At 44.5% G+C, this 20,942-nt stretch carries 19 protein-coding genes; 17 read left to right on the top strand and 2 right to left on the bottom strand.

Going from position 1 to position 20,942, the window contains the following annotated elements; genetic code table 11:
* Positions 1-69: 69 nt before the first annotated feature.
* From R7F07_RS00235 to R7F07_RS00195, 9 genes are all read left to right on the top strand, one after another.
* A complete protein-coding gene (locus tag R7F07_RS00235; protein WP_020480909.1) occupies positions 70-246 on the top strand; it encodes a hypothetical protein in 177 nt (58 codons plus the stop codon).
* Positions 247-517: 271 nt separating this feature from the next.
* Positions 518-1,114, top strand: coding sequence for a GTP cyclohydrolase II (locus R7F07_RS00230; RefSeq protein ID WP_025767283.1), 597 nt, complete (start codon positions 518-520; stop codon positions 1,112-1,114).
* Positions 1,115-1,288: 174 nt separating this feature from the next.
* Positions 1,289-2,551 (top strand): imelysin family protein, encoded by a 1,263-nt coding sequence (locus R7F07_RS00225; RefSeq protein ID WP_047103250.1) that lies wholly within the window; start codon positions 1,289-1,291, stop codon positions 2,549-2,551.
* A 92-nt stretch (positions 2,552-2,643) separates the two neighbouring features.
* Complete coding sequence (locus R7F07_RS00220) at positions 2,644-4,026, top strand: di-heme oxidoredictase family protein (RefSeq protein ID WP_065274667.1); 1,383 nt, start codon at positions 2,644-2,646, stop codon at positions 4,024-4,026.
* 10 nt (positions 4,027-4,036) lie between these two features.
* On the top strand, positions 4,037-5,074 hold the full coding sequence (locus R7F07_RS00215) for an imelysin family protein (protein WP_171343061.1): 1,038 nt from the start codon (positions 4,037-4,039) through the stop codon (positions 5,072-5,074).
* Positions 5,055-6,137 (top strand): DUF1513 domain-containing protein, encoded by a 1,083-nt coding sequence (locus R7F07_RS00210; protein ID WP_182039493.1) that lies wholly within the window; start codon positions 5,055-5,057, stop codon positions 6,135-6,137. Before R7F07_RS00215 ends, R7F07_RS00210 begins: the two co-directional genes overlap by 20 nt.
* Before the next feature lie 153 nt (positions 6,138-6,290).
* Positions 6,291-7,832: a L,D-transpeptidase family protein gene (locus tag R7F07_RS00205; RefSeq protein WP_005376852.1), complete on the top strand. Its 1,542-nt coding sequence runs from the start codon at positions 6,291-6,293 to the stop codon at positions 7,830-7,832.
* 166 nt (positions 7,833-7,998) lie between these two features.
* Positions 7,999-8,547, top strand: a complete 549-nt coding sequence (locus R7F07_RS00200) for a DUF882 domain-containing protein (protein ID WP_031778936.1) — start codon at positions 7,999-8,001, stop codon at positions 8,545-8,547.
* A gap of 129 nt (positions 8,548-8,676) precedes the next feature.
* A complete protein-coding gene (locus R7F07_RS00195) occupies positions 8,677-9,333 on the top strand; it encodes an MBL fold metallo-hydrolase (protein ID WP_005376855.1) in 657 nt (218 codons plus the stop codon).
* 18 nt (positions 9,334-9,351) lie between these two features.
* Here the strand turns inward: R7F07_RS00195 and R7F07_RS00190 are convergent, their stop codons facing one another.
* On the bottom strand, positions 9,352-10,017 hold the full coding sequence (locus R7F07_RS00190) for a DUF2982 domain-containing protein (RefSeq protein WP_005386825.1): 666 nt from the start codon (positions 10,015-10,017) through the stop codon (positions 9,352-9,354).
* A 273-nt stretch (positions 10,018-10,290) separates the two neighbouring features.
* Here R7F07_RS00190 and R7F07_RS00185 point away from each other — a divergent pair, with 273 nt between their 5' ends.
* The 6 genes from R7F07_RS00185 to R7F07_RS00160 all read left to right on the top strand — a co-directional run bounded on the left by R7F07_RS00185 (position 10,291) and on the right by R7F07_RS00160 (position 16,293).
* Entirely contained in the window at positions 10,291-10,695 is a 405-nt protein-coding gene (locus R7F07_RS00185; RefSeq protein ID WP_005376863.1) for a hypothetical protein, read from the top strand.
* Positions 10,696-11,109: 414 nt separating this feature from the next.
* On the top strand, positions 11,110-12,201 hold the full coding sequence (locus R7F07_RS00180; RefSeq protein ID WP_017636112.1) for a TRAP transporter substrate-binding protein: 1,092 nt from the start codon (positions 11,110-11,112) through the stop codon (positions 12,199-12,201).
* Between the two features lie 115 nt (positions 12,202-12,316).
* Complete coding sequence (locus tag R7F07_RS00175) at positions 12,317-12,856, top strand: TRAP transporter small permease subunit (protein ID WP_053306570.1); 540 nt, start codon at positions 12,317-12,319, stop codon at positions 12,854-12,856.
* 12 nt (positions 12,857-12,868) lie between these two features.
* Positions 12,869-14,155, top strand: coding sequence for a TRAP transporter large permease (locus R7F07_RS00170; protein ID WP_005376871.1), 1,287 nt, complete (start codon positions 12,869-12,871; stop codon positions 14,153-14,155).
* Between the two features lie 151 nt (positions 14,156-14,306).
* Positions 14,307-15,662: a cache domain-containing protein gene (locus R7F07_RS00165; RefSeq protein WP_053306569.1), complete on the top strand. Its 1,356-nt coding sequence runs from the start codon at positions 14,307-14,309 to the stop codon at positions 15,660-15,662.
* Complete coding sequence (locus tag R7F07_RS00160) at positions 15,655-16,293, top strand: response regulator (RefSeq protein WP_005376875.1); 639 nt, start codon at positions 15,655-15,657, stop codon at positions 16,291-16,293. Before R7F07_RS00165 ends, R7F07_RS00160 begins: the two co-directional genes overlap by 8 nt.
* Positions 16,294-16,333: 40 nt before the next feature.
* Here R7F07_RS00160 and R7F07_RS00155 read toward each other — a convergent pair whose 3' ends face one another.
* Positions 16,334-16,810: a MarR family winged helix-turn-helix transcriptional regulator gene (locus R7F07_RS00155; RefSeq protein WP_005376877.1), complete on the bottom strand. Its 477-nt coding sequence runs from the start codon at positions 16,808-16,810 to the stop codon at positions 16,334-16,336.
* A gap of 387 nt (positions 16,811-17,197) precedes the next feature.
* Here R7F07_RS00155 and R7F07_RS00150 point away from each other — a divergent pair, with 387 nt between their 5' ends.
* Positions 17,198-18,769: a BCCT family transporter gene (locus tag R7F07_RS00150; protein ID WP_005376879.1), complete on the top strand. Its 1,572-nt coding sequence runs from the start codon at positions 17,198-17,200 to the stop codon at positions 18,767-18,769.
* Between the two features lie 231 nt (positions 18,770-19,000).
* Positions 19,001-20,884: a methyl-accepting chemotaxis protein gene (locus tag R7F07_RS00145; protein ID WP_318110414.1), complete on the top strand. Its 1,884-nt coding sequence runs from the start codon at positions 19,001-19,003 to the stop codon at positions 20,882-20,884.
* The last annotated feature ends 58 nt before the right edge of the window (positions 20,885-20,942 follow it).

Here is a 20,942-nt window from a genome sequence, read left to right as displayed (position 1 = left end):
GTTTCCAGTATAAAGAAAATAAAAATTTTGAGCTGGATAAGTAATAAAAGAACGAAATAGGTGCACGCAGTGGATTCAGTTATATTACAACTTAAAAAAGACTTCTATTCGCAGATTCGTGCATTGCAATCACCGAACCTGCCTCAAGTTACTTCAACGCTCGCCGTGTTGACCGACGAGGAAATCCAAGAACTCGAAGCAGTTTGGATTGAACTCGCCGTTTGGAAGCGCAGTCAGACCCATTAAAAGATAGACCAAACGACCTTCTTGAAACCCCAGACAAAATTTGTCTGGGGTTTTTTATTGTAGTTTTTTTAAATTGTTATAATATAACAATTGTTCAGTTGGAGAGTGTTTCTCTTTTGCTGTCTTGAGTGGATAACTGCCCTCAATTGTGATCTCTATATTGCAAAATGCGGTATCAGTCCCCATAGTTGAAGAGCAACGAGTAAATCCCATGAATGCAATAACGAAAACGCACCAAGCGCATCAAGCAATAAATCGAGTGAGTATAGATATGGCGGAAGTACGTGCCAGAGTAGATTTTAAAGTCGGGGCAAAAAGTAACATTGATGCCGAAATTCTGTCTTTCCATGGTCTGAAGACAGACAAAGAGCATGTTGCTATTATCTTTAAACAAGCGGACCAAACTCAGGACATGCCTTTAGTTCGTATGCACTCTGAGTGTTTGACAGGCGATGTGTTCCACTCTTCACGCTGTGACTGTGGTGAGCAACTAGAAGAGACGATCAATCGCATGGGCGAGTCCGGTGGTATCATCTTGTATCTCCGTCAGGAAGGTCGTGGTATTGGTTTGTACAATAAGATCGATGCATACCGCTTACAAAGCCAGGGCATGAACACGTACGAAGCTAACAACCATTTGGGCTTTGATGATGACCTGCGTGATTTCACAGAAGCAGCACAAATGCTAGAAGCTTTAGGCGTGAATAAGATCCGCCTTGTGACGAACAACCCTAAGAAAATCCGTGAGTTATCTGAGTACGGAATTGAAATTGGCGAGGTTGTCAATACCTCTGCACATATCAAAGATGGCAACGAAAATTATCTGAAGGCAAAAGTCTCTCACGGAAAACATGACCTAAAGGTTTAATCCTAAAGATAAAACTGACAATAAAGTCTGTGAAAAACCTCATTTTTATGAGGTTTTTTTGTATCTGGAGTTGCAAATAAATTGTAAATTTGTATTATCTCGAGACTAAAGTGCAAATAAGAATAATTAGCACTACCAATACGATAATTGAAAAGCTCAACAAGGATGCTTCAGATGAATGCAAAAAAAGTTTTAGTCCAATCTATTGCTGCATCACTCCTCATTGCCAGTGGTTCTACCGTTGCTGCCACTGTAACTAAACAACAAGTAGTCGAACATTACGCGGACGTTGCCCATGCTGTGTTTGCTGATTCAGTAACAACAGCGAAGGCGCTTGACGTAAAAATCGACGAATTTCTAAAATCACCATCAGCGAAAAAGCTTGAAGAAGTAAAACAAGCTTGGCTAGATTCTCGCGTGCCTTACCAACAGTCTGAAGTTTTCCGTTTTGGTAACGCGATTGTTGACGATTGGGAAGGTCAGCTGAACGCATGGCCACTTGATGAAGGTCTGATTGACTACGTAGCAGCTGATTACCAATACGAATTGGGTAACGAGGGCGCGGCTGCCAACATCATCGCAAACACAAGTCTGCAGATTGGCGCTTCTAAACTGGACGTTTCAAAAATTACGCCAGAATTACTAGCAGATTTAAACGAAGTAGGCGGTTCTGAGGCAAACGTTGCATCAGGTTACCACGCGATTGAATTCTTGCTTTGGGGTCAAGACCTAAACGGCACTAACGCGGGTGCAGGTCAACGTGCTTACACTGATTTCGTTGTCGGTTCTGAGTGTACGAATGGTCATTGTGACCGTCGTGGTGAGTACCTAAAAGCAGCCGCTGATCTACTGGTTCAAGACCTTGAGTGGATGGAAAAGCAGTGGTCTGCTGAAGTGAAAGGTAACTACCGTGAAGAGCTACTAAACGAATCTGCTGATAATGGTCTTCGTAAGATGCTATTCGGCATGGGTTCTCTTTCTCTAGGTGAGCTAGCGGGTGAGCGCATGAAGGTGGCACTAGAAGCGAACTCAACTGAAGACGAGCACGATTGTTTCTCAGACAACACGCATAATTCTCACTACTACAATGAGCAAGGCATCTACAACGTTTACACAGGTACATACAAAGGTGTAAACGGCAAAGAGTTATCTGGTCCAAGTATTGCTGATCTTGTTGCTCAAAAAGATAAGAAAGCGGCGAGCGAAATTCAAAAACAGTTTGATACAACACTTAGCCAAGTTGGTGAGCTAGTGACTTCTGCAGAGAAGAACAACCAGCACTTTGACCAACTTATTGCAGCGGGTAACGCACAGGGCAACGCGCTAGTAAACGACACCATCATGTCGTTGGTAGCACAAACCGGTGCGATTGAGCGCGCGGCAAGCATTGTCGGCATCGATAGCCTAAGCCCTGATACTGCTGACCACGAGTTTTAATAAGAAAACCATAATAAATAAGGGCTCTTTGTGAGCCCTTTTGCCGTTTGAGCTCGTTGTTATCACCCTTGTTGTCTATGTAGAGCAATGATATGAAGCCATACCTAATTTCTGCGCTAGCCGCGATCCTTTCTTCTTCTGCCATGGCTTACGATGTTAAGTCCGGTGGCAAAACCAGTGTTAAAAAAGACGGCGCGAATGCCTATTCTCTTCCTGCTGCTAACTTGCCAATGAGCAAACGCCTCGACTTTAGCGTAGGTAACAGCTTTTTCCGTAACCCTTGGGTGCAAGCGCCAGCGTCAACGGACGCTCGTGATGGCTTAGGCCCGCTTTTTAACACCAATGGTTGTCAGAATTGTCACATCAAAGACGGTCGTGGTCATCCGCCAGAGAAAGATGATTTACATGCCGTGTCTATGTTAGTGCGCTTAAGCATTCCTGCGATGACGCCAGAACAAAAGAAAGCTTACATCAAAGATGGCGGCATACCTGAGCCGACTTATGGTGGCCAGCTTCAAGATTTCGCTCTGCAAGATCAAACGCCAGAAGGCAAAATCGAAATCACTTACACCGATGTCCCAGTGAAATTTAAAGACGGTACGACGGTGACGCTAAGAAAACCTCATTTGAACATTACCGATCTGGGTTACGGCGATATGCACCCAGATACCGAGTTCTCAGCACGCGTGGCACCACCAATGATCGGCCTTGGTTTGTTGGAGAGTATTCCCGACGAAACGCTACTTGCTTGGGCTGATGAACAAGATGCCGACAAAGACGGTATCTCAGGCAAAGTCAATAAGGTGTGGGATATTGAAAAGGACGACTTCTCGATTGGTCGTTTTGGCTGGAAAGCAGGACAACCGACGCTAATGCAGCAAAATGCAGCAGCATTTAATGGTGATGTGGGTCTTACGAGCCATTTATTCCCAAATGAAAACTGTACCTCGAAACAAAGCATTTGTGACGACATGCCAAATGGCGGCAAACCTGAAGTGAGTGAAAATATTCTCGACTTCGTAGAGTTTTACAGCCAACACTTAGCCGTACCTATTCGCCGTAACATCAATGAGCCTAGCGTGAAACTTGGTCAGCAAATCTTTGCTGCGTCTGGTTGTGAAAGCTGCCATAAAACCAGTGTTAAAACGGCGAAGCGACCAGAGTTACCAGCGCTTTCTGAGCAGCTTATCCATCCATACACCGACATGCTTCTGCACGACATGGGTGAAGGCTTAGCCGATAACCGTCCGGAATACTTAGCAAACGGCCGTGAATGGCGAACGGCACCGTTGTGGGGTATTGGTTATACCGAAGAAGTAAACGGACACACGTACTTTCTACATGATGGCCGCGCTCGTAACCTGATGGAAGCGGTGTTGTGGCACGGCGGCGAAGCTGAAACGGCGAAACAAAATGTTTTAGCTCTGAACAAAAAAGAACGTGATGCTCTCATTGCGTTTCTGAACTCTCTATAAGGAAGCAACCATGAAAAAAACACTGTTAGTGAGTGCGATTGCCGCAACGTTAAGTTTGGTTGGTTGCCAATCGACCATCGGTTCGAGCTCAGCCAAGCCTGAGAGTACAAGTCATATTTCTCAAAGCGTGTACGAGGTTGAGTTTCAATCAGCTCAGACGTTTTTAGCGCAAACCACAGAACTTGAACAGCGCTTCGCGGATTACTGCGCATCAGAGTCGAAAGATGATGCACAAGTAAAACAGCAATGGCATCAAACGATGCTTGCGTGGATGGCATTACAAGGTCAAGAACGTGGCCCTGCTACGGCGTTGGAGCAAAGCTGGAATGTTCAGTTTTGGCCAGATAAAAAGAACACCACTGGTCGTAAAATGTCTGTACTGACGAAATCTGATCAAGCTTGGAGTGCAGAAGGTATCTCCACCCAAAGTGTCACCGTGCAAGGTTTAGGTGCATTGGAATGGCTGCTTTACGATAAAGCGTCGACCTTATCTAGCAATAGCAATACCTGTGTGACAGGCGTAGCGATTGCAGAAAACCTCGATAACAAAGCGCAGATCATCGCGGATTCTTGGGCAGAGAACCCTTGGAAAGCGCTAGAGATGACGGAATGGGAATCTGAGTACATTTCACTGCTCTCGAATCAGCTTGAGTACAGCATGAAGAAGTTGAGCCGACCGCTAGCGAAGATTGGTAAGCCTCGCCCGTATTTTTCAGAATCGTGGCGTTCAGAGACCTCACTTTCAAACTTAAAAGCCAACCTTCAAGGGATGGAAGCGTTGTACTTTGCGAACGGAAATGGTCTAGATGCGCTACTAAGAGAGCAAGGCCATGCAGATCTCGCAGACCGTGTTGTTCATCAGTTTGAAATGGCGTTAGAAACTTGGCCAGAAGATAATAGCTTGTTTGCTGCACTACAAACAAAAGAAGGCTATCGCATGGTGCTTGCTCAATACAATAAGCTAGAGCAATTGAAGTACCTGATTCACGAAGAAGTGGCAATCGAGCTTGGCGTAGTTATAGGATTTAATGCAACCGATGGTGACTGATCAAACCCGCCGAACTTTGCTGAAAGCCGCTCTATTCGGGGCGGCTACACCTATGATGCCATTTGGTTGTTCTTCAACAAGCTCACGTGAGCCTGCGTTGATCGGCTGCTCTATCATTGGCCGAGATAAATATGCAGCGGTGGTGGCGGATGAGCATGGTATGCCGCTATCTTCATTGCCGATTCCTGAGCGTGGTCACGGTGTGGCAACCAACCAACAAGGCCACGCCGTAGTTTTTGGTCGTCGACTTGGTACTTTCTTCATGGTGTTTGATTATCGCTCAGAGCAGATGATCAAACTGCAACTAGCAACGCCAAATCGCCATTTTTACGGACATGGTGTTTACTCCCATGATGGCACGTTGCTATTTGCCACAGAAGGGGAGAGGGGGACAAGCCGCGGGATCATTGGTGTTTATGATGTACAGAAGCAATATCAAAAGATCGATGAGTTAACAGGCTTTGGCCTTGGCCCTCATGAAGTGATCATGATGCCTGATGGCGCATTGGCGATTGGCGTTGGTGGCGTACACACTAATGGCCGTGAACCTCTCAATCTTGATAGCATGAGACCGAGTCTGAGTTACCTTTCACAAGAAGGGGAGCTATTGGATCAAGTGTCTTTACCGGATCATAAGTTGAGTATTCGCCATTTAGCTCATGATGGTGCGGAAACCGTGCTTTGTGGGCAACAATATCGTGGTGAGCCGGACGAGTATCCAGCCTTGATCGCCATGCACACGCGTGGTGGTGAGATGCAGGATCTACAAGCTGATCCTGAAGAGTGGGCGCGTTTCAATCACTACGTTGCGAGTATTGCAGCAACCGATGAATGGATCTTAGCCACTTCGCCTCCGGGCAGTTGTTATGGTATATGGTCTAAATCTACGGGCAAATTGGTCGAGCTAAGTGCGTTACCAGATGCCTCTGGTGTTGTGGTCTATGGCGATGAGTTCCGAGTCAGTTCTGGGGCGGGAAAAGTGGTAGAGCAAAGACCTGAGGAGTCAAAAAGTACCTTCGCAAGCGGAGTGCAATGGGACAACCATTGGTCGAGAATTATCTAGAAAGATCATTGAGTAATTACTTATAGAGAGTTTTGTTGTCGTTTTCGGCATCAGATTCTTAATTTTAAACCTGCAAGCTGTGAGATATTTGCCATACTTTTTATTATGGCAAGTAGCGCAAGGATCATTTCAGTGTTTGCTAGGGTTTTAATCATGACGGCACTTCTGGTGCCGTTTTGCAGCTTTTCCACCGTCGTTTCTCTCGAAGCTTCAGCGCAAGTCGAGCAAGAGGGAGCGGTACAAAAGCTGTCTGTAGAAAAAATGATCCATTATCCAGAGGTGATTGATCAACTGTATCAAAGCACCAATTACCGTTTGAACTGGGAAAATGAAAGTGATATTGAGCAGTTTCTTTTTCAAGTAAACCTGGTTGCACTTGCGGATGTCACCGATGAATTCGAAAATCAACTTCACCGGATAAACCAAGTAAGGTGGCAGGGAGATAATCTCGACTTCGATTTAGTGATGACAGATTCACTCTTGATGTACCTTAGTTATCTTGAGCAACTCCCCGAAGAAGGGATTAATTGGCTATTTACAGACAAAGCCCATGTTACGTTACCCGCTCCTAGCATCGATACTTTATCGGTTCTGAGTAATGAGATTACGGTTGGCAAACTTGGTCAGTTTTTGGCAAGTCTCCGGTCTCCATTACAAACAGATGATGCTTTCTACTCCGCCTATTCTTCGCTATCGGAACATTCTCAGTACCAATATCCTGCCTATCAACAAACTGGGCTAGCACGTGTTGGCGATATATTAGAAAACAGACCCCTATTGATTGAGCGAATGGAGATCGTAGGCGTAGATGTTTCTTACTTGGATTTAGTCACTGAAGAATATGACGAACAATTAGAGCTTGCGATAAAAGAGTTCCAGCGTATTCATGGTTTGAAAGAAGATGGCGTTATCGGCCCGAATACCATTCGATGGATCAACTTTTCTCCTCAAGAGCGATTGCATCTGCTGGCGTTGAATTCTGAGCGTTCAAGAATTTGGTCGAAAGAAAGGGATAATGTTGTCTTTGTTAACGTGCCTGGATACGAAGTCACGTATTGGCATGATGGTCAACCCTTGTTTGAGTCTAAAGTTGTGGTAGGGAGAGCATCAAGAAAAACGCCCATCATGTCGGTAGCACTGGATTCAGTTATTCTCAACCCAACTTGGAACGTGCCTTGGACTATCATGGTTAAAGACATTATTCCTAAAGTAAAACGTAATCCGATGTATTTGATTAACCATAACATTCAAATCATTCGGTCTTGGACTTCGAACGAAATTATTGACCCTACAACCATCAATTGGGCAACGGTGAATCCGAGAACATTTCCTTATCGTATGCGACAGGCGTCGGGCTTACAAAATGCACTGGGATTGTACAAGTTCAATATGCCTAACCCACAAGCTATTTATTTGCATGACACGCCAAGTAAGAACTTGTTTGAACAGGACAGACGCGCATTCAGCTCAGGATGTGTTCGTGTAGAACATGCAGACCAGTTAGCAGAACTTCTGTTCAAAACTCAGGGGTTGGAAGAACGTTTAGCGAAAAAGCGAGAAAGTTCTCGTCGGTCTAACACGTCAGTTCCTTTGGGAGAGCGCATTCAAGTACACATCATTTATCAAACAGCATGGTTGGAAGAGGGAACGCTTTACTACCGTGATGATATCTATAAGTACGATCACCGCAGTTGAAATCTTTAAGGAAAATTTACAAAACGAAGAATTCTCTTTTCGTTCAATAATTAAGCAATAATTACTGCATCTGAAAATCAAGATGGAGCGTTTTATGCATTTGACGTGACAAATGTGTTTGGTTAATGTCCACGACTTGTCTAGTTGTTGAGCACTGTATTTTGAAATGGTAAGTCGTAACTTTTCCCGCCGAGATTTCCTTAAAATGACCGCTGGTGGTGTGGTGTTGGCGTCTGCCCTGCCATCATTTTCTTGGGCTTCACTCCCTGACGAGCCACGTGCGCTGGCGATGAACAATCTTAATACTGGAGAGATCCTCGAAACATGCTATTTCGATGGAAAACGATACATTAATGATGAACTTCAAAGGCTGAATGAGTTTTGTCGAGACCATCGACGGAATGAGGTTCATCCGATGGATCGACGCTTGTTCGATCAAATAAGCCAAATTCAAAAGTTAATTGGTACAGAAGCAGAGGTGATCGTCATTTCTGGTTACCGTTCTCCTGCCACTAACGCCTCGCTGCGCAACGGGTCTTCTCGTGTAGCGAAAAAGAGCATGCACATGGAAGGAAAGGCCATTGATTTTCGTTTAGACGGCGTGAAGCTTTCAACGGTTCGTGATGCTGCATTAAGCCTAAAAGCCGGTGGCGTGGGTTATTATCCAGGTAGTAACTTTGTTCATATCGATACGGGAGCTGTTCGTTCCTGGTAGTGCTAGTTGAGACAAGGTTTCTAGTCTCAGAACGTCGTCGATTACCCACAGTTCAAAGCTTGAAGTCGCTAGGCCTTAGTGTCATAGTTGCGGCAGTTTTCATGCAAATTTATTCGGTATAGGTTATCTATGGCTCTGAAATACCAAGTTGTTCCAGTAACATCTTTCTCTCAAAACTGTTCTATTGTCTGGTGTGACGAAACCATGAAAGGTATTGTGGTTGACCCAGGCGGCGATGAAAAGCAGCTCGCTATGCTTATCAAAGAGCTGGGTGTTGACGTGGTAAACCTAGTGCTAACACACGGTCACTTGGACCACGTAGGTGGCACGGAACCGCTGTCTGCACTGCTTGGCGGTACAGAGATTGTTGGTCCTCACAAGGCAGATAACTTCTGGTTGCAAGGTTTGGAAGGTCAGAGCCAAATGTTTGGTTTCCCGCTGACAGAAGCGTTTGAACCGCACCAATGGCTAAATGAAGGTGACACTGTCACTTTTGGTAATCAAGTGCTGAACGTATTCCACACACCTGGTCATACACCTGGTCACGTTGTGCTTTACAGTGAAGAAGCGCGTTTAGCGTTTGTGGGTGACGTTTTGTTTAACGGTAGCATTGGTCGAACTGACTTCCCACAAGGTGATTTCAATACGTTGATTAGTTCTATCAAAGAGAAATTGTGGCCTTTAGGCAATGATGTCACGTTTGTCCCTGGTCACGGCCCTCAATCGACTTTCGGTCATGAGCGTAAAACTAACCCGTTCGTTGCTGACGAGATGCCGCTTTACTAAAAGTGCGTGTACTAAGCATTATTCTGGCTCGGCGGCAGCTAAGTATCGCCGAGTCAGTCCCACAAAATCCTCAGCCTCACGATCTAGATCACTTGCTGATATAAATAGATCGTAGCCATAAAAGCCTCTCTGATACTTCATCCGGTTGGCGAGCATCGCTAACAAACCTTTGTACTCAATCCCATCTCTGTTTATATACGGTTTAGGGTCAAGCACTATATCCTCAAACTTATCTTCACACTGATTTTGTTTCGCGCCTAAGTAAAGCAGTGCTCGCTGGCTGAGGAGAATTTCTGTCGCTATACGAGGGCAGATTGAATTTAAGTAGGGCGAGTAGTGTTTTAGACGAATACCGATCCAAGGTAGCGGTTGGTGCCACCCTTCCTGTTGGTAGCTACAAATACCGATTGACTCAATATTTCGCCATCGGACGACCCAACCTCCTTTAAAAAGGTGTTGCTGAAAGTGAGAAGCTGTCAGCGTAAAAGTGACTTGGCTTTTCTTAATCATCAAGATGGCGAAACCAACGATTGCAGACATCAAAATGACCGACAGCATGGCTTGCTTCCATCCCGGAGAAATGGCAACCAAAAACAAAGTGATGAGTGCAACGAGCAACAAAAGTATTCTGTTGATAGGGGAGTCGGGTTTGAAATGTGAATTTGTTAGGTGCAGCGTTTCCATGCTTATAACCTCATCGAATACTTGTTCAAAAATGAGTGGGCAGCTTTATATGCATTGACTTGCATTTAAAATAAAACAAACCTCTGTTTTTATACCCAGTATTCAATAAATCCGTTCATAAAATATCTGATTAAATAGTAGACGTTCTATGCTTTGAGCGCATTTTTCATCGCGTTTCGCCGCTAAAACCTACAAATTGCTTGTGAATTTTGGTATAAAACGCGCTTCAAATTTTCATCCCTGCTGAGATGCAGTGAACTGGAGAAATATTCAATGAGACTTGCTCATAAGCGTAAAGTGCAGATGAAACTGCAAAAACGCATTAAAGCGACAGTAGCAAACTTAGCTGCAGCACCTAAAGCAGTGAAGCCTGTTGCGGAAAAAGCAGTAGCACCTTCTGTTGCTGAAAAAGCTGTTGCGGAGAAAGTAGTAGCTGATAAAAAAGTAGCTGCAGTGAAAACAGTTGATGTTGCCCTTACTCCTAAGCAACAACAAGTATTAGACATCGTTATGGCGAATGCTGAAGGTATTAACCCTAAAGGCATCGGTCTAGCTGCAGGTCAAGAAGATACTAAAGCGGCATCATGGGCTACTGGCGCACTAAAGAAGCTTCTTGAAGAAAACCTAGTTCAAAAAGAGCAGTTAGCAGGTAACAAAGTTATCTACAAAGCAGTTTAATTACCGCTACCGTTCTGGATTGAATACCTCGGCCGATGCCGAGGTATTTTTTTATCTTGGTATTGGAAATAATGCATTAAGTACTGACTTTAACACTACCAATAAGTGGTTTGTCACATTTTCTTAAATACTATGTAAATTTTTTGGCAGAAAAATACGTAAGTATTGTCTTTTATTTTTATTCATAGATAAAAATATAATTTATTGATTTTGCTATTATTAGTCTTTTGTCATGACGGTTTTCCTACGTACTTGTACGTAATACCTTAGGCTAATGCCTTATTGATGAATCACTCGCTTCCGTGTTCATGCCCATTTCGCATTAGACAACATTGTTACATCTTTTATACCGAATACAGCCAATCCTAATGAAATGGATGACAACAATAACCTTGGTGATAAAGGACGTGAACGATGAGTCTAATCCAAAAATCTTTAAAACGAGTGCTCAAAACAACCGCTGTCGCTGCCGCGATGGCACTCGCAGCGACTTCTGTAAACGCTGCTGAAAAAGTCTATCGTTTAAAGCTTGCTGAAACTTGGGGGCCTAATTTCCCAATTTTTGGTGATACCACAAAAAACATGGCCAAAATGGCGGAAGAGATGTCCAACGGACGTTTGCAAATCCGCATTGATTCCGCAAACAAGCATAAAGCGCCTTTTGGGGTGTTTGATATGGTTAAGTCGGGTCAGTATGACATGGGTCACTCAGCGTCTTATTACTGGAAGGGTAAGGTTCCAAACACACTTTACTTCACTTCTATGCCCTTCGGTATGTTGCCAACTGAGCAGTATGCATGGTTTTACTACGGCGGTGGTATGGAGCTGATGGAAAAAGTGTACTCTCCACATAACTTGATGTCTTTCCCTGGCGGTAATACCGATACTCAGATGGGCGGGTGGTTCCAAAAAGAGATCAAGTCCGTCGAGGACTTACAGGGTTTGAAAATGCGTATCCCAGGGTTTGCTGGTGAGATTTTGGCTGAGTTAGGTGCCAAGCCAACGAATATCGCCCCTGGTGAGCTATATACTTCTCTAGAGCGTCGCACAATTGATGCCTTGGAATGGGTTGGTCCATCGCTGGATCTACGTATGGGCTTCCACAAAATCGCGCCTTACTACTACACAGGTTGGCATGAGCCAGCGACTGAGCTTCAGTTCCTCGTTAACAAGCGTACCTGGAATCGTCTACCTGATGACCTAAAAGCGATTTTGCAAGTAGCCATGAAAACGGCCGCTTACGATATGTACACGCAATCGAAACACGAAAGTGGCAAAAACTGGGCATCTATTAAGTCTGAATACCCAAATGTTGAAGTAAAAGATTTCCCACCTGAAGTAGTAGCTGCGTTGCGAGAAGCAAACGATCGTTTGTTGAAAGAACATGCAGAAAAAGATGCTTTGGCGAAAGAGATTCAAGAGTCGCAAGCGAACTATATGAATCAAGTTCGACCATGGTCAGATATTTCGCACCGAGCGTACTTAAACAGTCAAGCTCAACAATAACGTTATGAAGCAGGCGATGCCGAGAGGTTTAGCCTGCTATCGAAGCCCAAGAAAACTTCATAATGAATGCTCAGCACCATAGCGGAGCGCATCTAAACGTTCCACGGAGTTCGGAATGAGAAGTCTTATTTATATTGAGCGATTATTTAACCGCTTTAGCGATTTCCTCGGATGGTTATCCAGCATCCTGTTTATTTTGTTGTTAGCAAACGTTGTGTACGACGTTGTCATGCGTTACGTGTTTAATGATGTGTCTATCGCATTCCAAGAAATGGAATGGCATCTATTCTCTGCCGTGTTCTTGCTTGGTGTGCCTTACGCAATTAAGTCCGGTGGCCATGTTCGCGTCGACATTTTTTATGAACGCTTATCTTACAAAGCACAATCCATCATCGACATCATAGGCACACTATTTTTCTTATTCCCTTTTTGCCTACTGGTAGCTTGGTTTGGTGTTGATTTCGCTAAGGAAAGTTACGCGTTAGGCGAGACGTCTGGTGACCCAGGTGGCTTACCATATCGTTGGATTATCAAAGCGATGATTCCGCTGTCATTTTTCTTTATGGCGGTGAGTGGTATTGGATTGTTACTTCATTCAATCAACAAAATTGTCAACCCTCATCTCATCTATGCCGGTAATAACGGTAAGTCGTAAAAGGAAGTCATTATGATCGGTATAGTGATGTTTTTTGTTGCGCTCTTTGCGCTTCTATTGGGATTTCCCGTTGCCTTTACTTTTGGTGGTATCGCGCTGATTTTTGGTGTTTGGGCTGAAGGCATCGAGATGTTTGCTTTTATGCCATATCGAATTCAGTCCATTATGGAAAATACGGTGCTAATGGCCGTACCGCTGTTCGTTTTTATGGGGCTAGTGCTACAGAAAACGAAGCTTGCTGAACAGCTACTAGAATCAATGGGGCGTTTGTTCGGTGGCGTTCGCGGTGGTATCGCTATTTCTACCGTGTTAGTTGGCGCATTGCTTGCGGCTTCAACGGGTGTGGTAGGCGCATCAGTTGTTGCGATGGGCTTAATATCTCTTCCTGTGATGCTCAAGTACAATTACGACAAAGGTTTAGCGTGTGGGACTATTTGTGCGTCTGGCACGTTGGGCCAAATTATCCCACCTTCTATCGTGTTGATCTTGTTGGGTGATGTACTTGGCGTACCGGTAGGGGACCTATTTCAAGCTGCGATCTGGCCCGGTATTACACTTGTTGGCGCCTATGTGATCTATATTCTCATCTACGCGAAGTTGAACCCTCAAGCCGCACAGGCGATAGAGCGCGATGAGTCGATCAGTCGTAAACAAGAAGTGCTCACCGCACTGAAAGCTGTATTGCCACCTTTAGCATTGATCATCGTGGTATTGGGCTCCATCTTTGCAGGGATTGCAACACCAACAGAGTCAGCGGCACTGGGCGGTGCAGGTGCGATAATTTTATCACTATTGTATAAACAGTTTAGTTGGTCGATGATTTATGATGCATCAAAAGAGACAGTTAAAGTAACCGCAATGGTCTTTGCGATCTTACTTGGTGCGACCGCCTTTTCAATGGCATTTACCTACACTGGTGGTGATTATTTAGTTGAAGAGTGGATGTTAGAACTGCCGGGTGAAAAGTGGGGATTCCTTATTATTACCATGGTGGTGATTCTGATTTTAGGTTTCTTTATCGACTTCGTTGAAATCTGTTTTATCATCGTGCCAATTATTGCGCCAGTCGCTGAATTGATGGGCATTAATATGACGTGGTTTGCGATTCTTATTGCGATGAACTTGCAGACGTCGTTCCTCACACCGCCATTTGGCTTTAGTTTGTTCTATCTAAAAGGTGTCGCTCCAGCAGGGGTTACTACGCGAGATATCTACAAAGGTGTGATGCCATTCATCGCGATTCAGATTGTTGTGTTGGCGTCTTTGCTGTTTTTCCCAGGTTTTTACGGTATGAGTTAATCACTCGATAATAAAGAGATTTTGTGAACTGAGAGTTTTTACCTTTTGAGACAAGTTGTTAAGCTGTTAATTATGTCTATGCAGACACAATCGATTCGTTTGTACTGCTAAGATAGTAAGCTGTAAAGGCAGCGTTTCATGGAGGGAAGGGATGCCTCTCAAAGCAAAGTTAATTCTGCTGACACTGATACCCGTGGTATTGGTGTCAGCGAGTATCAGCTGGATCTCTATCTATCAAACCAAGACCCTTGGCAAAAGGGAGGTAGAGATCTTTCATCAAAACCTGATCCAATCAAAAGAAGCGGCGCTGAAAGATACGGTCGACGTCGCTTTTGACTCCATTTCTTACATCTACAACGATCCGACTTTAGAAGAGAGTGTTGCCAAAACGCGTGTGAAAGCGATTTTAAATCGTTTGAGTTATGGGTCGGACGGCTATTTTTTTGCTTATGATAAATATGGTACCAACCTTGTACACCCAGTTCTTCCGGAGCTTGTCGGGGAAAACTTACTCTATCTTGAAGACGAAAATGGCGATCGCTTAATCGAAGCTTTATTGTATCAAGCGCAATCTGGTGGTGGATTTCATCAGTACCTGTGGCAAAAGCCATCTACGGGTGAAGTTGTCCCTAAGCTTAGTTACGCTGCATGGCTCGATAAGTGGGAATGGATGATAGGGACTGGGCTGTATATTGAGGATGTAAGCCGAGAAGTCGCCAATATGCGCGCGGCGGTGAACAAAAATATCGAAACGACATTTTTCTCAGTCGTCGTGATCTTAGCGGTGACCGTTGCTGTAATCATTGTTCTCACTCTGGCGATCAATCTGCACGAGCATCGCCTCGCTGATAAGAACCTGAAAGAATTGGCACATAAAACCGTGATGTTCCAAGAAGATGAGAAAAAGCATTTAGCGCGAGAACTGCATGATGGAATCAATCAGTTGTTAGTCTCCAGTAAATGTCATTTAGACTTAATGAGTCATAGACTGGAAGACGAAAAACTCAAATCCCACTTAGATAAATCACAACGATCGCTCGTCACCGCGATAAATGAGGTGCGGCATATTTCTCATCAGCTCCGTCCAAGCGCCCTCGATGATATCGGTTTAGAAGCAGCACTGACGACCTTGCTACAGGACTTTCATTCCCATTCCGGGATTGATATCGAGAGCAATTTCGATACTCAGCAGCATAAACTGACTTCGGAAGTCGCAACGACACTATATCGCGTCGCTCAGGAGTCTTTGAATAACATTGAAAAACATGCGCGAGCGAAAAAAGTAACGGTTACTTTGCAAAAAATGGGCAATATGCTGCAATTACTCATACGTGACGATGGGCTTGGATTTGTGGTTAACCATGCAGTGCACCAACAAGGGATTGGGTTAAGGAACATGCAAGAGCGTGTAGAGTTCATCGGTGGTGAATTTGAGCTAATGAGTGAGCTTGGCTTGGGAACAGAGATTACCGTGCTGCTTAATTTGGATGAAATAGTTTATGGATAAACCGATTAGTGTAGTGATTGTCGATGATCATCAAGTGGTATTGGATGGCTTCATGGCTCGTTTGGAGTTAGAGCCTGACATCGAAGTGGTGGGTACAGCAAGTAATGGTTTGGAAGCGATAGAGGTCGCAAAGCACTTGCAACCGGACGTCATATTGATGGATATCAGCATGCCAATAATGAACGGTATTGAAGCGACTGGTGTAATTAAAGAAGCTCGCCCAGAGAGCAAAATACTTATGTTGACCATGCACGATAATCGCGAGTACATCATGAAGGTCATGCAAGCTGGTGCCGTAGGATATATGCTCAAGGAAATCTCGGCCGAGAAAATGGTGCAAGCAATAAAAACGGTGAACCAAGGCTCGACGTATTTCTGTGAATCCGTCACACAAACACTCTTTACCCAAGAAGTGGTGCCTGCCACGCAAAAAACGAATCCTCTCAGCCGCAGGGAAGAAGCGGTACTTAAATTAGTTGCTCAAGGAAACAGCAGCAAGAAAATCGCCACTTTACTCAATATTAGTTATCGAACGGTAGAGACGCATCGCCATAACATTAAGCACAAGTTGGACTTACATTCGACGGCAGAGTTAGCAAAATATGCGTTTGAAACTGGGTTGACTGAGTAGGAGAGTAGTGCCCGCAAAAAGCGAGCACGTGGGAGCGAAACTAATCGGCTTTGGTAATGCTACCAAGCTCTAGCATTGGAGCAACATCGATGTCCTCTGCATTCATCATCGTCGAGATGCGTTGAACGGAAGATAGTAGAAGGGATTGCTCCCATTCTTCCAATTTTTGGAATCGATTAATGAAGTGCTCTTGCAGCGGCGTTGGTGCTTGTTTTAAGGCTTCTTGGCCCTTGCTCGTAAGTACAGCATGCACTTTACGCTTGTCTTGAACACTGCGCTGACGCTCAACAAACTGGCCTCGTTCTAGTCTATCTAGAATGGTCGTTGCGGTCGCTTGGCTCATGTTAGTGTGGCTAGACAACTGTTTAATCGTCACGTTATCTAAGTCATTGATAGCGCGCATCAAAATCAACTGTGGAGCAGTCAATCCAGACTCTTTGCTCAGCTTTTTAGAATGTAAATCAATAGCGCGGATGATCTGACGAATCGAGACCAATACTTCTTCGTACTTTTCCAATTTATTCATCCAGTCTGTAGGGAACATTTATCGAGGCGACACTAACTTAAATGCGCCCTTATTTAAAGGGGGGAAATCAAAAATTACCTCTACAATTTTACGCCGTGTCCTCAATACCATTTTGTCGCGCCTTTTCGACAAAATAAGAAGAGCTAAAATTATTATAGCAATAAATGTTTGTGGTCTAACTATTGTAGTAGTGATTTGTTCTATCAAAGGCCGTAACCACACAGTGAAAAGTAAGTTATTGGATTTTTTAATAGCAAAAAGATAGACAAAAACGTGTCAAATGATAGGATCTTGCGCCTTCACGGAATACAAAACGTATCGTGTTCGAAAGATTTTTTTGTTTGGTACGTAAAAACACTACAAAAATAGAGAGGAACGATGACAAAGGGTATAGATAAGTACAGTATCGATAGTACCGACTATACGGTAGGTCAGGACAACGTTCAAAAATGGGGTTTTGATGTTCATAACCCAGTTTTTGGTATTAGTGCAGGTTTAATTGCGCTGTTTCTTGTCGCTGCATTAGTTCTAGATGCACATACCGCAAAGACGGCACTTGATGGGCTGAAGTGGAAAATTATTGGTTCATTCGATTGGTTGTTCATTATTGCAGGTAACATTTTCGTTATTTTCTGTTTGGCGCTTATCGTCTCACCAATGGGTAAGATCCGACTAGGTGGTAAAGACGCTGTTGCCGATTACTCGTTTATGTCATGGCTTGCAATGCTATTTGCAGCTGGTATGGGTATCGGTTTAATGTTCTGGAGTGTTGCAGAACCTGTCGCTTACTTCACCGGTTGGTATGAAACGCCACTTGGTGTTGAGGCAAATACACCAGAAGCCGCGAGATTGGCACTGGGTGCAACGATGTTCCACTGGGGCCTTCACCCATGGGCAATTTACGGTGTTGTAGCACTTTCTTTAGCATTCTTTGCCTACAACAAAGGTTTACCGCTATCTATGCGTTCGATCTTCTACCCACTTCTGGGTGATCGTGCATGGGGTTGGGCTGGCCACATTGTGGACATTCTGGCTGTGCTTGCGACTTTATTTGGTCTTGCTACATCCCTAGGTCTAGGTGCGCAGCAAGCAGCAAGTGGTATTCATCACGTATTTGGTGTTGAGCCAGGCCTAGGTCTGCAAATCGTCGTTATTACCGTGGTGACTTTACTTGCTGTTGTTTCAGTCGTACGCGGCATCGATGGTGGTGTTAAAGTCATTAGTAACATCAACATGGTTGTGGCGTTCTTGCTACTTCTCCTTGTTGGTCTTATCGGTTGGGCGGCGAGCCTAGGTTCGATTCCAACCACACTTATGGCATATGTAGAGAATATCATCCCACTAAGTAACCCGTTTGGTCGTACGGACGAAGCTTGGTTCCAAGGCTGGACAGTGTTCTACTGGGCTTGGTGGATTTCATGGTCGCCATTCGTAGGCATGTTCATCGCGCGTGTTTCTCGTGGCCGTACCGTTCGCGAGTTCATCACAGCAGTTCTGCTGGTTCCAACGGCGGTTACCGTTGTTTGGATGTCTGTATTTGGTGGCCTGGCGATCGAGCAAGTTGTTGATAAAGTAGGTGAGCTGGGCACAAATGGCTTGACTGACGTATCACTTGCTATGTTCCAAATGTTTGATGTTCTTCCATTTGGTAGCATGCTTTCTATCATCGCTGTTGTGCTGGTACTTGTGTTCTTCATTACGTCTTCTGACTCTGGTTCACTTGTTATCGACAGTATCACGGCAGGTGGTAAAGTCGATGCACCTGTACTTCAACGTGTCTTCTGGGCATTCATGGAAGGTGCAATTGCGGTTGCTCTGCTATGGATTGGTGGCTCCGAGGCGGTTCAAGCTCTTCAGGCTGGTGCCATTTCTACAGCACTGCCATTTACCTTCATTCTGCTTGCAATGTGTGTGAGCTTATTGATGGGTATGCGAACTGAGCGTCAGTAATTCGGCATTTTATAAAACCGTTTGACTAACAATTAATCAAAAGGCCAGCAATTTGCTGGCTTTTTTTGTGCGGTTTTTATGACGCTCGAGACAAAAAAATGACACATGAAAGTTCATATTTTACAAAGAGTTAATGTGCTATTTTGTTTTTTAAAAATTAGTGAATAGTCGTAAAAAAGTGTGTAATATTCATGCACCTTAACTGTTCTCCCAACTCAAAAAACTATAAATATGAAATTATCATTAAAACAAAAGCTTATAGGCGCAAGCCTTTCTGCTGTTGTTGTGATGGCAACAGCACTTACTTGGTTGTCGGCTGGTCAATTATTTGATCAGACTCGTTCAGGTGTCTATTCACGTGCGCAAAGTCTTAGTACTACTGCGTCAGAGGGAATTTCTGATTGGGTCAATATCCGTAAAGATATTGCCACTGCGTTCAACGACTACTCGACCGAGCAAGACGTTGTTCCTTTCCTACAACAAGCTCGCAAGGCTGGTGGCTTCGATGACATCTTCCTTGGTACACCAAACGGTGATATGTACCGCTCTCATCCGGAGCGTAACCGTGCTGATTATGACCCTCGCACACGTCCTTGGTACAAGGATGCTGATGCCGCGGGTAAGCAAATCATCACAGCCGCATATCAAGACGCAATCACGAATGCACTACTTGTGACCATTGCTGAGCCAGTAATGAAAAATGGTCAGTTTGTTGGTGTTGTTGGTGCGGACGTACTGATCGATCAGCTTATCAGCGATGTGATTAACTTAGATGCAGGTGAAAACGCGCATGCGATGCTAATCGACATGAATGAAGGCACCTTCTTAGCGCATCCAGATAAAAGCTTGACGCTTAAGCCTATCACCAGTGTTCTAAAAGATTTTTCAGAAGAGGCAATTGAGCGTGCCGCCGATGAAGGTCGTATCGAAGATACGGTAATCAAAGGAAAAGAGAAGCTTTACTACTTCAATAAAGTTCCTGGTACGCATTGGATGTTTGGGATTGAAATGGATCGCGCAACAGAAGAAGCAGGTCATGCGGTATTGCTACGAGATCTATTGTTTACTGCTGTGGCGATCACGATTGTGGTTATTCTTGCAGTTTCTTGGCTAGTTGGTTTCTTGTTCCGTGACTTGAACCGCGTATCAAATGCACTGGAAGAAATTGCATCTGGCGAAGGTGACTTAACGCAACGCCTAGAACCACGCAGTGATGATGAAGTAGGTAAACTGGCGGAAAACTTCAACCGTTTTGTTGGCAACATGCACACAATGGTTACTAAGCTTAGCCACGTATCTTCTGCGCTTTCAGAGCAAGCTCGCACGACAGCACAGCAAGCTGAGGAGCGTAGTCAGCGTATCTCTTACCAGCAAGATGAAATCAACATGGTGGCGACGGCTGTGAACGAAATGGCAGCAGCGACACAAGAAATTGCAGGTAATGCTGATAGCACGGCAAGTAATTCAGAAGAAGCGGTTCAAGCTTGTTCACATGGTTCAAGCCAAGTAACTCAAACGCAAGGCTCTATTCAGAACTTAGCGCAAGAAGTTCAAGTTGCTACTGATGTGATTCAAGAGCTAGAAGCACACGGAAATAGCATCAATACGATTCTATCAACGATTCAAGGCATTGCAGAGCAAACGAACCTACTTGCACTTAACGCGGCGATCGAAGCGGCACGTGCAGGTGAGCAAGGCCGTGGTTTTGCTGTGGTTGCAGATGAAGTCCGCGTATTGAGCCAGCGTACTCATGCTTCAACACAAGAGATTCAAGAAACTATCGAGATGCTACAAGGCACAACAGCCAAAGCGGTCGGTATTATGGGTGACAGTCGTCGTCTAGCTGATACCAGTGTTGATGATGCCAATGCGGCTGCAGCAAGCTTGACGCAAATCCACACTGCTGTTGAGCGTATCAGTGATATGGCAACGCAGATTGCTTCAGCAGCAGAAGAGCAAGCATCGGTAACCACTGAGATCACTCGTAACACTGAAGGTATTCGTGATGTGTCTAACGAGTTGTCAGTCGAAGCTCATCAAGCAGCAGAACAAGCTGCTCATCTGTCTGAGCTATCACACGAACTTGAACAAGAGATTCAACGCTTTAAGCTGTAATCTTGTCTCAACCTAAGTAAAAAGGAGCCATCTGGCTCCTTTTTTGATCGCTATTAAG

Origin of the sequence: Vibrio sp. YT-16 (genome assembly GCF_033337405.1) — a bacterium.
Lineage (GTDB): Bacteria > Pseudomonadota > Gammaproteobacteria > Enterobacterales > Vibrionaceae > Vibrio > Vibrio alginolyticus.
Note: the sequence above shows the minus strand (reverse complement) of the source record. Positions and strands in the feature narration are given on the sequence as shown.

Bases quoted from the DNA above. Each gene is read 5' to 3' on its own strand.
- R7F07_RS00205 (WP_005376852.1), top strand. From the start codon at position 6,291: ATGACGGCACTTCTGGTGCCGTTTTGCAGCTTTTCCACCGTCGTTTCT.
- R7F07_RS00220 (WP_065274667.1), top strand. From the start codon at position 2,644: ATGAAGCCATACCTAATTTCTGCGCTAGCCGCGATCCTTTCTTCTTCT.
- R7F07_RS00160 (WP_005376875.1), top strand. From the start codon at position 15,655: ATGGATAAACCGATTAGTGTAGTGATTGTCGATGATCATCAAGTGGTA.
- R7F07_RS00215 (WP_171343061.1), top strand. From the start codon at position 4,037: ATGAAAAAAACACTGTTAGTGAGTGCGATTGCCGCAACGTTAAGTTTG.
- R7F07_RS00190 (WP_005386825.1), bottom strand. From the start codon at position 10,017: ATGGAAACGCTGCACCTAACAAATTCACATTTCAAACCCGACTCCCCT.
- R7F07_RS00150 (WP_005376879.1), top strand. From the start codon at position 17,198: ATGACAAAGGGTATAGATAAGTACAGTATCGATAGTACCGACTATACG.
- R7F07_RS00180 (WP_017636112.1), top strand. From the start codon at position 11,110: ATGAGTCTAATCCAAAAATCTTTAAAACGAGTGCTCAAAACAACCGCT.
- R7F07_RS00185 (WP_005376863.1), top strand. From the start codon at position 10,291: ATGAGACTTGCTCATAAGCGTAAAGTGCAGATGAAACTGCAAAAACGC.
- R7F07_RS00170 (WP_005376871.1), top strand. From the start codon at position 12,869: ATGATCGGTATAGTGATGTTTTTTGTTGCGCTCTTTGCGCTTCTATTG.
- R7F07_RS00175 (WP_053306570.1), top strand. From the start codon at position 12,317: ATGAGAAGTCTTATTTATATTGAGCGATTATTTAACCGCTTTAGCGAT.
- R7F07_RS00165 (WP_053306569.1), top strand. From the start codon at position 14,307: ATGCCTCTCAAAGCAAAGTTAATTCTGCTGACACTGATACCCGTGGTA.
- R7F07_RS00195 (WP_005376855.1), top strand. From the start codon at position 8,677: ATGGCTCTGAAATACCAAGTTGTTCCAGTAACATCTTTCTCTCAAAAC.
- R7F07_RS00210 (WP_182039493.1), top strand. From the start codon at position 5,055: ATGCAACCGATGGTGACTGATCAAACCCGCCGAACTTTGCTGAAAGCC.
- R7F07_RS00200 (WP_031778936.1), top strand. From the start codon at position 7,999: ATGGTAAGTCGTAACTTTTCCCGCCGAGATTTCCTTAAAATGACCGCT.
- R7F07_RS00145 (WP_318110414.1), top strand. From the start codon at position 19,001: ATGAAATTATCATTAAAACAAAAGCTTATAGGCGCAAGCCTTTCTGCT.
- R7F07_RS00230 (WP_025767283.1), top strand. From the start codon at position 518: ATGGCGGAAGTACGTGCCAGAGTAGATTTTAAAGTCGGGGCAAAAAGT.
- R7F07_RS00225 (WP_047103250.1), top strand. From the start codon at position 1,289: ATGAATGCAAAAAAAGTTTTAGTCCAATCTATTGCTGCATCACTCCTC.